The organism is Geojedonia litorea (assembly GCF_042654525.1).
In the GTDB taxonomy this organism is placed as follows: Bacteria; Bacteroidota; Bacteroidia; order Flavobacteriales; family Flavobacteriaceae; genus Geojedonia; species Geojedonia litorea.
Genome location: NZ_JBHSGP010000014.1, coordinates 287,214 through 300,211, shown reverse-complemented (window position 1 = coordinate 300,211; position 12,998 = coordinate 287,214). Strand labels below are relative to the sequence as shown.

General features: G+C 36.3%; 10 protein-coding genes. All 10 read left to right on the top strand.

Going from position 1 to position 12,998, the window contains the following annotated elements; genetic code table 11:
* The 10 genes from ACFO5O_RS09335 to ACFO5O_RS09290 all read left to right on the top strand — a co-directional run bounded on the left by ACFO5O_RS09335 (position 1) and on the right by ACFO5O_RS09290 (position 12,956).
* Positions 1-558 carry a c-type cytochrome gene (locus tag ACFO5O_RS09335; protein ID WP_387963109.1) on the top strand — a complete coding sequence of 186 codons (558 nt, stop codon included), beginning with the start codon at positions 1-3 and terminating at the stop codon, positions 556-558.
* Between the two features lie 24 nt (positions 559-582).
* Entirely contained in the window at positions 583-1,968 is a 1,386-nt protein-coding gene (locus ACFO5O_RS09330) for a quinol:cytochrome C oxidoreductase (protein WP_387963107.1), read from the top strand.
* A 28-nt stretch (positions 1,969-1,996) separates the two neighbouring features.
* On the top strand, positions 1,997-3,061 hold the full coding sequence (locus ACFO5O_RS09325) for a cytochrome c oxidase subunit II (protein WP_387963105.1): 1,065 nt from the start codon (positions 1,997-1,999) through the stop codon (positions 3,059-3,061).
* A gap of 25 nt (positions 3,062-3,086) precedes the next feature.
* On the top strand, positions 3,087-4,880 hold the full coding sequence (locus tag ACFO5O_RS09320) for a cytochrome c oxidase subunit I (protein ID WP_387963103.1): 1,794 nt from the start codon (positions 3,087-3,089) through the stop codon (positions 4,878-4,880).
* Between the two features lie 143 nt (positions 4,881-5,023).
* A complete protein-coding gene (ruvB, locus tag ACFO5O_RS09315) occupies positions 5,024-6,046 on the top strand; it encodes a Holliday junction branch migration DNA helicase RuvB (RefSeq protein ID WP_387963100.1) in 1,023 nt (340 codons plus the stop codon).
* A 220-nt stretch (positions 6,047-6,266) separates the two neighbouring features.
* Entirely contained in the window at positions 6,267-7,358 is a 1,092-nt protein-coding gene (locus tag ACFO5O_RS09310; RefSeq protein ID WP_387963098.1) for a nickel-binding protein, read from the top strand.
* A 98-nt stretch (positions 7,359-7,456) separates the two neighbouring features.
* Positions 7,457-8,218: a methanethiol S-methyltransferase gene (gene mddA, locus ACFO5O_RS09305; protein ID WP_387963096.1), complete on the top strand. Its 762-nt coding sequence runs from the start codon at positions 7,457-7,459 to the stop codon at positions 8,216-8,218.
* Between the two features lie 2 nt (positions 8,219-8,220).
* Positions 8,221-9,417, top strand: a complete 1,197-nt coding sequence (locus ACFO5O_RS09300; protein WP_387963094.1) for an acyl-CoA dehydrogenase family protein — start codon at positions 8,221-8,223, stop codon at positions 9,415-9,417.
* 182 nt (positions 9,418-9,599) lie between these two features.
* Positions 9,600-10,523: a tRNA epoxyqueuosine(34) reductase QueG gene (queG, locus tag ACFO5O_RS09295; protein WP_387963092.1), complete on the top strand. Its 924-nt coding sequence runs from the start codon at positions 9,600-9,602 to the stop codon at positions 10,521-10,523.
* A 129-nt stretch (positions 10,524-10,652) separates the two neighbouring features.
* Entirely contained in the window at positions 10,653-12,956 is a 2,304-nt protein-coding gene (locus ACFO5O_RS09290; RefSeq protein ID WP_387963090.1) for an NADP-dependent malic enzyme, read from the top strand.
* The last annotated feature ends 42 nt before the right edge of the window (positions 12,957-12,998 follow it).

Sequence of the window (12,998 nt, the reverse complement as noted above, 5' to 3'; positions counted from 1 at the left end):
ATGAAGAGCTTAATTAAAATCACAATTTTAGTAATGATGTTTGGCAGTATTGTGGCTTGTAAAAAAGACACTAGACCAAATTATCAGTTTATGCCTAATATGTATGAACCTGTAGGTTATGAAACTTATGCAGAATCTGAAATGTTTCCTAATGATGCTGTAGCTTTATTACCAGCAGAAGGTTCAATTCCAAGAGGATTTACACCCTTTGAAATAGCAAATGACATAGAAGGTTTTGATCTGGCTAAAGCAACTTTAAAGAATCCTTTGGATTCAACACAAATCGATACACCAAGAGCTAAAGAGCTATACGATATTTATTGTGGTATCTGTCATGGAAATTTAGGAAATGGCCAAGGTAATTTGGTGAAAAGAGAAAAGATTTTGGGAGTTCCTAGTTATGATGATGCAGGAAGAGCGATTACCGAAGGAAGTATTTACCATACCATTTATTATGGTAAAAATACAATGGGTTCTTATGCCAATCAGCTTAATGAAGAAGAGCGCTGGCAAGTTGTTGCTTATGTGTTAAAGTTGAAATCAGATTTAGAAAAATAAGATAGATAAAGATTATATATAGATATGTACACATTTTCAAATAAATTAAAGACATTTTCTATCATTCTGATGGTTTTAGGACTATTAGGTGTAGGCTATGGTTTTATGACATCTCATAAATCTTTTGAAGAGGTTGAAACCATACTTGCTGAAGAGGCATCATCTCATGGTGGTGGTCATGGTGAAGTAGCTGAAAGTCATGCTGCTGTTGCTCATGATGACCATGCAGCAGAAGCGTCGAATGATACAGATGCTCATGCTACATCGGCTGAAACTCATGTTGATGAGCACACCAAGCACGTTAAACATGTTCAACACCAAATTGCGAACAGACCGTGGTCGGCGTTGTATGTGGCGGCATTCTTTTTTATGATGATTGCACTTGGAGTTTTAGCTTTTTATGCTATACAATGGGCCGCACAAGCTGGTTGGTCACCAGTATTGTTCAGAGTTATGGAAGGTATTACAGCTTACCTACTTCCGGGAGCATTGATTGTATTGGCAATTGCTGTGGCTTCTGGAACTTCTTGGCTAGGTGGGCATTACAATTTATTTGTTTGGATGGATCCTGAAGTCGTTGCTCATGATGAGTTAATACAGGGTAAATCAGGATTTTTAAATATGACTGGTTTTATCATTCGAGGCTTAATCTTTATTGCAGGCTGGAGTTTGTATAGACACTATGCGCGTAAATTTTCTATTGCTCAAGATTCGGCAGATAATATTCAAAATTTCAAGAAAACATTTCGTATTTCAGCAGCATTTTTAGTATTCTATATTTATACAGAATCTATGATGTCTTGGGATTGGATTATGAGCGTCGATCCACACTGGTTTAGTACATTATTTGGCTGGTATGTGTTTGCAAGTATGTTTGTAAGCGGTATTACGGTAATAGCTATGGTAACTATGTATTTGAAGTCTAGAGGCTATTTAGAGTTTGTTAATGATAGTCATTTACATGATTTAGCTAAATTCATGTTTGCAATTAGTATTTTCTGGACTTATTTGTGGTTCTCACAGTTTATGCTCATTTGGTATTCAAACATTCCAGAAGAGGTTACGTATTTTGTAACACGATTTGCAGATTATAAATTACCATTCTTAGGTATGGTTGTAATGAATTTTGTTTTCCCATTATTAGTGTTAATGAATAGCGATTACAAACGTATTCCTTGGTTTGTTGTTATGGCCGGAATCGTAATTTTAGCTGGTCATTATATAGATGTATTTAATATGATTATGCCAGCTACAGTTGGAGATAGATGGTTTATAGGTATTCCAGAATTAAGTTCGATATGTTTATTTGCCGGACTGTTCATTTTTATAACATTTACAGCTTTAACCAAAGCTCCATTGCTAGCAAAAGGAAATCCATTTATTAAAGAAAGTGAACATTTCCATTATTAAAATAATTAAATAACGAAGAGAAACGACAATGACTGCTTTTTTAACAATTATAATTCTACTTTTTATAGCTGTTGCGATTTGGCAAATGGTAAAAATATTTGATTTAGCTCAAGTATCAAGTACTACAAATCCAGGTGTTGCAACCGATAAGGATAACACATTTAATGGCTATATGATGATTGGGTTCTTGATCTTCATTTATGCCATTACTATTGCTAGTTTCTGGTATCTTGGTGATCTACCGTTAATGTCTAATGCAGCCTCTGAGCATGGTCCAGGACTGGATAATTTAATGATTATCTCTATGGTAATTATTTTTATCGTACAGACCATTACTCAATTTTTATTACATTATTTTGCATTTAAGTATAAAGGCGAGAAAGGTAAAAAAGCTCTTTTTTATGCTGATAATAATACATTAGAAGCTATCTGGACCATTATCCCGGTAATCGTGTTGGCAGGATTAATTATTTATGGTTTATTCACGTGGTCTAGCATTATGAATGTTGACGAAAGTGATGATCCAATGATAGTTGAACTCTATGCACAACAATTTAACTGGAAAGCTAGATATGCTGGAGAAGATAATGTACTTGGATTATCAAACGTAAGATTGATAGATAACGACCGTGCTAATATTCTTGGTTTGGATGAATCTGACCCTAATGCGCAGGATGATATAATTACAACCGAATTACATTTAGTTGTTGGAAGACCAGTACTATTTAAAATGCGATCACAAGACGTATTGCATTCAGCTTACATGCCACATTTTAGAGCGCAAATGAACTGTGTTCCTGGTATGATTACGCAATTTGGGTTTACACCAACAATTACTACAGCAGAAATGCGTCAAAATCCTGATATTATTGAAAAAGTAGCTAACATTAATAAAATTAGAGTTGAGAATAAGGAAGCTATAGAGGATAGAGGCCAAGAACTGCGCTATGAATTCGATTATTTGTTACTGTGTAATAAAATATGTGGTAAATCACATTACAACATGCAAATGAAGATTATTGTGGAGACGCAAGAAGAATATGATGCTTGGATCAAAGAACAAAAAACATTCAAGAATTCTTTAATTAACTAAAAAAGATTAAAAACGATATAAGATTATGTCAGCACACGCAGATACTCACGCACACGACGACGATCACGGACATCATCACAAAGAAACCTTTGTAACCAAATACATTTTTAGTCAAGATCACAAAATGATTGCTAAGCAGTACCTCATTACAGGTACTATTATGGGAATCATTGGGGTAATGATGTCATTAATGATGCGTATGCAAATTGCATGGCCCGAAGAACCTAATGCGCTTTTTGAAGCTTTATTAGGTAAATGGGCACCAGGAGGTGTTATGGATGCCGATATTTATTTGGCATTGGTAACTATTCACGGTACCATTATGGTATTCTTTGTACTTACTGCAGGATTGAGTGGTACATTTAGTAACCTCCTAATTCCATTGCAAATTGGTGCACGAGATATGGCCTCTGGGTTTTTGAATATGGTGTCGTACTGGTTATTCTTTTTATCGAGTGTGATTATGGTATTGTCATTTTTCGTTGAAGCTGGGCCAGCTGCGGCAGGATGGACCATTTATCCGCCGCTAAGTGCATTACCTATGGCACAAGGTGGCTCTGGTGCAGGAATGACATTATGGTTAGTGTCAATGGCGATTTTCATTGCCTCATCACTTTTAGGCTCACTTAATTATATTGTTACGGTTATCAATTTACGTACTAAAGGAATGTCTATGACAAGACTTCCATTAACAATTTGGGCATTTTTTGTGACTGCCGTTATAGGTGTAATTTCGTTTCCTGTATTATTATCAGCAGCATTATTATTAATAATGGATAGAAGCTTTGGTACTTCGTTCTTCTTATCTGATATATTTATTCAAGGCGAAGTGTTACATTATCAAGGTGGATCTCCGGTGTTATTCGAGCATTTATTTTGGTTTTTAGGACACCCTGAAGTTTATATTGTATTACTACCTGCACTAGGAATAACCTCCGAAATTATTGCAACCAATTCTCGTAAACCTATTTTTGGATACCGAGCCATGGTGGCGTCAATTTTAGCCATCGCATTCTTATCAACTATAGTTTGGGGGCATCATATGTTTATCTCCGGAATGAATCCATTTTTAGGATCGGTATTTACTTTTACTACCTTATTGATTGCAATTCCATCGGCCGTAAAAGCCTTCAACTATATTACTACTTTATGGAAGGGGAATTTACAATTAAACCCTGCCATGTTATTTTCAATTGGTTTAGTGTCAACGTTTATTACAGGTGGATTAACAGGAATTATTCTTGGAGATAGTGCTTTAGATATTAATGTTCACGATACGTATTTTGTGGTTGCTCACTTCCACTTGGTAATGGGTATATCGGCACTTTACGGGATGTTTGCAGGAATCTATCACTGGTTCCCAAAAATGTTTGGACGTATGCTGAATAAAAATTTAGGTTACCTCCACTTTTGGGTCACCGCGATTTGTGCTTACGGGGTATTTTTCCCAATGCACTTTATAGGAATGGCTGGTTTACCACGTCGTTATTATACCAATTCTAATTTCCCATTATTTGATGATACGCATGATGCAAATGTGATCATTTCAATGTTTGCAATTGTAGGAGGAATATTCCAATTGGTGTTTATTTATAACTTTGTGCATAGTATTTTCTACGGAAAGAAGACCGTTCAAAATCCTTGGAGATCAAACACCTTGGAGTGGACAGCACCTATTAAGCACATTCATGGAAACTGGGAAGGTGAGATACCTCATGTACATCGTTGGGCTTATGATTACAGTAAGCCAGGACATGATGATGATTTCGTGCCACAACATATTCCTTTGAAGGAAGGAGAAGAAGAATTACAACACTAATTCCCATGAAGGTGGGAATCTCATAAAGTGAATCTGAAAATTTATTCAATACTCAAGATGCCTTTCTAATTTAGAAAGGCATTTTGTTTATATTTGCTTATGCCGAACAGGTTTCGGTATCTTTTTAATGCAGACACGATTTCATGAATCAAAACCTAGATCCTACAAACGAAAATTTTTCTCCAGAAGAACTTGATGTCGAAAAAAAGTTGAGGCCTTTGTCTTTTGACGATTTTACAGGTCAGGATCAGGTTTTAGAAAATTTACAGGTGTTTGTACAAGCGGCTAATCAACGACAAGAAGCATTAGATCACACTTTGTTTCATGGCCCTCCCGGATTAGGAAAAACTACACTTGCCCATATTTTAGCGAGTGAGTTGGACGTGAATATTAAAGTCACTTCTGGACCCGTTTTGGATAAGCCTGGAGACCTTGCTGGATTGCTTACCAATTTAGAAGATAGAGATGTCCTTTTTATTGATGAAATTCACAGGTTAAGCCCTATTGTTGAGGAGTATTTGTATTCAGCCATGGAAGATTATAAGATAGATATCATGATCGAGTCTGGACCAAATGCACGTACCGTTCAAATCAATTTAAATCCATTCACTTTAGTTGGAGCGACCACAAGATCGGGCTTGCTTACAGCACCTATGCGGGCGCGGTTTGGGATTCAAAGCCGACTTCAATATTATAATACAGAATTGTTAACTACCATTGTACAACGCAGTGCTTCTATTTTAAATGTTCCTATATCAATGGAAGCTGCTGTAGAAATTGCAGGACGAAGTAGAGGTACACCGCGAATTGCAAATGCCCTTTTACGCCGCGTTAGAGATTTTGCTCAAATTAAAGGCAATGGTAAAATAGATATTAAGATTGCCAAATTTGGACTCGAAGCATTGCATGTAGACGCTCATGGGTTAGATGAAATGGACAACAAAATATTAGCTACCATTATTGACAAGTTTAAAGGAGGCCCAGTTGGACTTACAACTATAGCTACTGCGGTAAGTGAAAGTGCAGAAACCATTGAAGAAGTCTATGAGCCATTTTTAATTCAACAAGGGTTTTTAATGCGAACACCAAGAGGTCGAGAAGTCACTGAACTGGCCTATAAACATTTGGGTAAAATTAAAGGCAATATTCAGGGAGGTTTGTTTTAATTCCAAAAACAAGTATTATATAAGTTTTCATTTTCCTAGTTCATAAATATACCTTTCTATATTTCCAAAATTCCACTTCGTTTTAAGGTCAAATTGAACCATTAGAACAACAATTTGAACCAAATGTTTTAGTAACTATGACTATATTAGCATAGCATTCTCTGTAACAATTAGAGAATGAGCTAAATATTGTATACTTTAAACATTTAAAAAACTCACTATGCCAATTTATATGGATAGACATATCGTCCCAGGTATCGAAGCCAAAGATGCTGCTGCTGCCCATAGAAATGATCTTAAAATTCAAGATCAGCATGGTGTAAGGTGTATGACGTATTGGGTTGATGAAGAACGTGGTAATGCTTTTTGTTTAATTGATGCGCCAAATATTGAAGCTGTAAAAAAAATGCACGACCAAGCACATGGTTTAGTCCCTAATGAAATTATTCAAGTTAATAGTAATGTGGTTGAAGCTTTTTTAGGAAGAATTCAAGATCCTGATGGCTGCTATTACCATACAGACGATGATGATCTAAAAATATTCAATGATCCAGCTTTTAGAATTTTATTGGTGACACAAATTAAGAATCCCATCCTGTTAAAAAGTACTTTAGGGAAAGATAAAACCAAACAGTTGCTCAATCTTTACAACAAGATAATGCATGAGCAGATTCAAAAACACGAAGGTAGAGAAGTGGAAAGTGAAGGCGGTGAATTTATTACCTCGTTTATATCTGTCAATCAAGCGGTAGATTGTGCTGTATCTATTATGAACAGCTTACATATAGCTACAGAATTATTAGAATTAAAGATTGGAGTCAATGCAGGGATGCCTGTAACAAAAAGTGATATTTTGTTCGGCGATACTATAAAATTGGCAAAGTATCTTTGCAATATTGGGAGTAATCAAGAGATTATGATGTCATCTATCATTAATGAAATTTATAAAGGAACTAGCAGTAAAAATAATTTTAAATGTTTGAATTCTAAAGATGAAATGTTTTTAGTTCAGTTATTTGATACACTTCTTGTAAATTATCAAAACCCTTTATTTGATGTTACTCAATTCAATGATGAAATGTCCATGAGTAAGTCAAAACTCTTTAGAAAGTGTACTGCCTTAATGGGAATGTCCCCCAACGCTTTACTTCGAGAATATCGATTATTAAAATCACTTGAGCTGTTAAAAACAGGCCGAAACATATCACAAACCATGTTCGATTGTGGTTTTAACAGTCCTTCTTATTTCGCAAAATGTTTTCAGGCAAGATTTGGAATGCCACCTATTTCCTATTTGAGGGAACATTCCTAGTATGGTCTTTACCTGTTATTTAAAGGTCTTTTAGTGACATAAGAGCCTTGATGGAACCTATAATTTTGAAGGGTCTAACCTTTTAAAATTTCACTGATATGAAAAAGCTATTAATTTTTATTTACGGAACTATAGCCTACCTAGTGTTTCTTATTACGTTTTTATATGCCATAGGTTTTGTGGGAAATATTCTGGTTCCAAAAACAATAAATTCTGGAGTTGAATCTCCATTTTGGGAAGCTATAGTGATAAATGCCATTTTGTTGAGTGTATTTGCAATTCAACACAGTGTAATGGCTCGTCCGGCTTTTAAGGAACAATGGACACGTTTCATACCAAAAGCTATGGAACGAAGTACTTATGTGTTCTTCTCCAGTTTCGCCTTACTATTGTTGTATTGGCAATGGCGACCAATAAAGACTATTATTTGGGATGTTCAAAATCCTACTTTAGCGACTATTATTCTTGGTGTTTTTGGCATAGGTTGGCTAATCGTACTACTTTCAACCTTTATGATCAATCATTTTGAACTATTCGGATTACAACAGATATATAACAATCTGAAAAACAAATCGAATAAGCCAATAGCGTTCAAAGCAAATTTTTTCTATGGCCTGGTAAGACATCCAATTATGTTGGGGTTTTTGATAGCCTTTTGGGCTACTCCAGTAATGACGGCAGGTCATTTATTGTTCGCAGTAATGACAACACTATACATTTATGTGGCAGTTAAATTTTTGGAAGAAAAGGATTTAAGAAAATTTATTGGACCCAAATACGAATTGTATCAAAAGGAAGTGCCGATGTTTATTCCTTTTACCAAAAAGAAAGTTAAAAAATCAATAACCAACACTATATAATTATGGGAACTCTAAAGGGAAACAAATTAACTGCACTCACCGAAGGACTACAACAAATTTTTGAAAATTGCGAAAAGAGGGCAGCGCATTACGACGCTAATAACCTATTTTTTCAAGAAGATTTTGATGAACTCAAAGATGCAGGTTATTTAGTAATGGCTGTCCCCGAAGAATTTGGTGGCTATGGACTGCAAATGGATCAATGCCAAGTCTTAACTCGTAAACTTGCCTATCATGCAGCGCCAACAGCCTTGGCACTGAACATGCATGTGTATTGGACGGGTTTAGTTGCCGATTTGTGGAGAAGCGGAGACAAATCAATGCAATGGATATTAGAAGAGGCAGGTAAGGGTAAAGTGTTTGCGGCTGGTCATGGTGAGTCGGGAAATGATATTCCTGTTTTATATTCAACATGTAAGGCTGAAAAAGTGGAAGGAGGCTACAAGTTTACGGGGCATAAGATGTTTGGAAGCTTAACACCCGTTTGGGACTATCTCGGAATTCATGGACAAGATAATTCAGATCCAGAAAACCCAAAAGTTATTCATGGGTTTATGAAAAGGGATTCTAAAAATTATGAAATAAAAAATAGCTGGGACGATGTAATGGGCATGCGCGCAACCCGCTCGGATGATACTGTGTTAAATGGTGTTTTTGTATCAGATGAATTTATAGTTAGAAAAGTGCCGGCGGGATTCAAAGGTATTGATGCTTATATTCTTGGCATATTTGCTTGGGCACTGATAGGGTTTTCAAATATTTATTACGGATTAGGACAACGAGTTCTAGATATTGTTCTCTCATCCGTTCCAAAAAAGAAATCCCTTTCGTTAGATAGGCCTTCAATGGCCTATCATCCAGGAATACAAAGAGACGTCGCTGATATGTTTTTGGAACTTGAAAGTATAGGGCCACATTTAGATAGCATTGCCAAAGACTGGACTGAAGGGAAAGCGTATGGAGCCGCTTGGGGAGTTAAAATATTTGCAGCTAAATGTAATGCTGTTGAAAGTGTTTGGCGAATGGTTGACAAAGCCATGGACGTTATGGGAGGTGGAGGAATTATTCGAAAATCGGGTTTTGAACGGTTTTTTAGGGATGCGCGATTAGGCAAAATTCACCCTTCCAACACCTATATTACACGAGAGGTCATTGCCAAGGGTCTATTGGGGCTGGATTTAGATTATCAGCCAAGATAGTTTAACAACATAATTAATTTTAACTCCAAAACGACTTCTATAATTAGAAGTTTTTCAATTCACGCCTCGTCGTTATACCACGTGGTTTTTGATTTGTGCGTTCAATTATTTTTTCCTTAAAAAGGAAATTTAAAATTTCAATTTCCTTTTTAATCGTAATTTAGCATTCAGTAATAAAAACATTGAGCGCCAAAACACAATATACCCAACTCATTAAAACCGAAGCCAAACGCCTCGGTTTTTTGTCATGTGGAATTAGCGAAGCACAATTTTTAGAAGAAGAAGCGCCACGTTTAGAGAAATGGCTAAACAACAATATGCATGGCCAAATGCAATACATGGAAAACCATTTTGATAAGCGGCTTAATCCAACACTTTTAGTAGAAGATTCAAAAAGTGTGATATCATTACTTTTAAATTATTACCCGAATCACGAGCAAACAACAGAAAGCTTTAAGCTATCAAAATACGCTTACGGAACCGATTATCATTTTGTGATTAAAGACAAGTTAAAGCAATTGTTACATTTTATTCAGGATGAAATTGGAGAAGTCCATGGGCGTGCTTTTGTAGATTCAGCTCCCGTTTTAGATAAAGCTTGGGCAGCAAAAAGCGGATTAGGTTGGATTGGCAAACACACCAATTTACTAACGCAGCAAGTAGGCTCCTTTTATTTCATTGCAGAACTTATAGTTGATTTAGAATTAGATTACGATTTGCCAACTACCGACCATTGTGGAACTTGTACAGCATGTATTGATGCCTGCCCAACACAAGCGATCACGGAACCATATGTGGTTGATGGTAGTAAATGTATTTCGTATTTTACCATTGAGTTAAAAGAAAATATTCCTTCAGAATTTAAAGGACAATTTGATGATTGGATGTTTGGCTGTGATGTGTGTCAAGATGTATGTCCTTGGAACCGTTTTTCTAAATCGCATAGTGAGCCTTTATTCCATCCACACCCTGAATTATTATCTATGACCAAAAAGGACTGGGAAGAGATTACCAAAGACACTTTTAATAAAGTTTTTAAGAATTCAGCAGTAAAACGCACCAAATTTGAAGGTTTAAAGCGTAATATTGAGTTTTTAAAAGATTGAATCAATCCCATCAAAATCAAATGGAGGTATCTTTTTTCTTTCATCTGCCTTCTATTTTCGGGTAAATTTTTCTGCCTTCTATTCTCTTAAATCCATTACCTTTGTTAATTCAGATTAATCCTTATTTATATGAGCAAGCAGAGCAAACGTCGCGAAGCCTTAATATATCACGCTAAACCAACGCCTGGAAAAATTCAGGTAGTTCCCACCAAAAAGTATGCAACCCAAAGAGATTTGTCATTGGCCTATTCACCGGGTGTTGCAGAACCTTGTTTAGAAATTGAAAAAGATAAAAACAACGTTTATAAATACACCACCAAAGGTAATTTGGTTGCAGTAATTTCAAATGGAACAGCGGTATTAGGCCTTGGTAATATTGGTCCTGAAGCTTCTAAACCAGTGATGGAAGGTAAAGGTTTGCTTTTTAAAATTTTTGCTGATATTGATGTTTTTGATATTGAGGTAGACACCGAAAATGTTGAAGAATTTATCCAAACGGTCAAAAATATTGCGCCAACATTTGGAGGGATTAATTTAGAAGATATCAAAGCTCCTGAAGCTTTTGAAATTGAACGTCGATTAAAAGAAGAATTAGATATTCCTGTAATGCATGATGATCAGCATGGCACTGCTATTATTTCAGCAGCAGCTTTAATCAATGCTTTGGAATTGGCTAAAAAGAAAATTGAAAAAGTTAAAATAGTGATTAGTGGTGCCGGAGCAGCAGCCATTTCATGTTCACGACTCTACCAATCTTGTGGTGCAAAACGTGAAAACATGGTAATGTTAGATAGTAAAGGCGTGATTAGAAAGGATCGTGAAAACCTGTCAACTGAAAAAGCCGAATTCGCTACGCATCGTAAAATAGACACTTTAGATGAAGCCATGAAAGATGCCGATGTTTTTATTGGTCTTTCAATGGCAGACATAGTGACTCCCGAAATGTTGCTAAGCATGGCAAAAAATCCAATTGTGTTTGCTATGGCCAATCCAAACCCCGAAATACCTTATGATGTAGCTGTAGCAACTCGTAAAGATATTATTATGGCTACTGGGCGTAGCGACCACCCTAATCAGGTCAATAATGTCCTTGGATTTCCATTTATTTTTAGAGGTGCTCTTGATGTGAGAGCAACCAAAATTAACGAAGAGATGAAAATGGCTGCCGTCATGGCTTTGGCCAAATTAGCTAAAGAACCAGTGCCAGAGCAGGTAAATATTGCTTATGGAGAAACCAGACTAACCTTTGGTCGGGATTATATTATTCCAAAACCTTTTGACCCTCGATTAATAGGAGAAGTTCCACCAGCCGTAGCTAAAGCTGCCATGGAAAGTGGCGTAGCTAAAGAACCAATTGAAAATTGGGAGCGCTATAAAGATTCATTGTTAGAACGTTTAGGTGCTGATAACAAAATGATTCGATTGCTCACCAATAGAGCACGAATGGATCCTAAACGCGTGGTCTACGCAGAGGCCGATCATTTAGACGTATTAAAAGCAGCTCAAATTGCATACGAAGAAGGTATAGCTATTCCTATTCTTTTGGGAAGGCGAGATGCAATCGAAGACCTTATGAAAGAATTGGATTTTGACGCTGATTTGGAAATTATTGACCCTAAATCAGATGAAGAGCTTTCTAGAAAAAATAAATACGCCAAAGTGTATTGGGAACAACGAAAACGTAAAGGAGTTACCTTGTATTCAGCTCAACGCATTATGAGAGAGCGTAACTATTTTGCAGCTATGATGGTGAATGAAGGCGATGCAGATGCTTTAATTTCGGGATATTCTAGAAGTTATCCTTCGGTTGTAAAACCAATGTTAGAACTAATAGGTTTGGCAACTAGAGCAACTCGTGCAGCCACAACCAATTTAATGATGACCCAACGAGGCCCAATGTTTTTGAGTGATACGTCAATAAATATTGATCCATCTGCTGAAGACTTAGCCAAAATTGCCCAAATGACTGCCCGAACAGTACGTATGTTTGGAATGGAACCAGTAATTGCGATGATTTCATTTGCGAATTTTGGCTCTTCAACAAGCCCAAGAACAACAAAAGTGAGAGATGCAGTAGCTTTACTTCACCAATCGCATCCAGAGCTGATTGTTGATGGAGAATTACAAACTGATTTTGCACTTAATGGGGAAATGCTGCAAGATGTATTCCCGTTTTCAAAATTGGCTGGTCGAAAAGTAAATACATTAATTTTTCCAAATTTGGAAGCTGCAAATATCACTTATAAATTGCTCAAGGAACTCAATAAAGCAGAGTCGATTGGTCCTATCATGATGGGTATGAGAAAACCAGTTCACATCCTTCAATTAGATGCTAGTGTTGATGAAATTGTAAATATGACTGCCATTGCAGTTATTGATGCCCAACAAAAGGAGAAAAAGGAGCAAGAACTTAAAGCTGCATCAATGAAGTAATCATCTTTGTAATGCAAATAATTTTATTACATTTGAGACTAT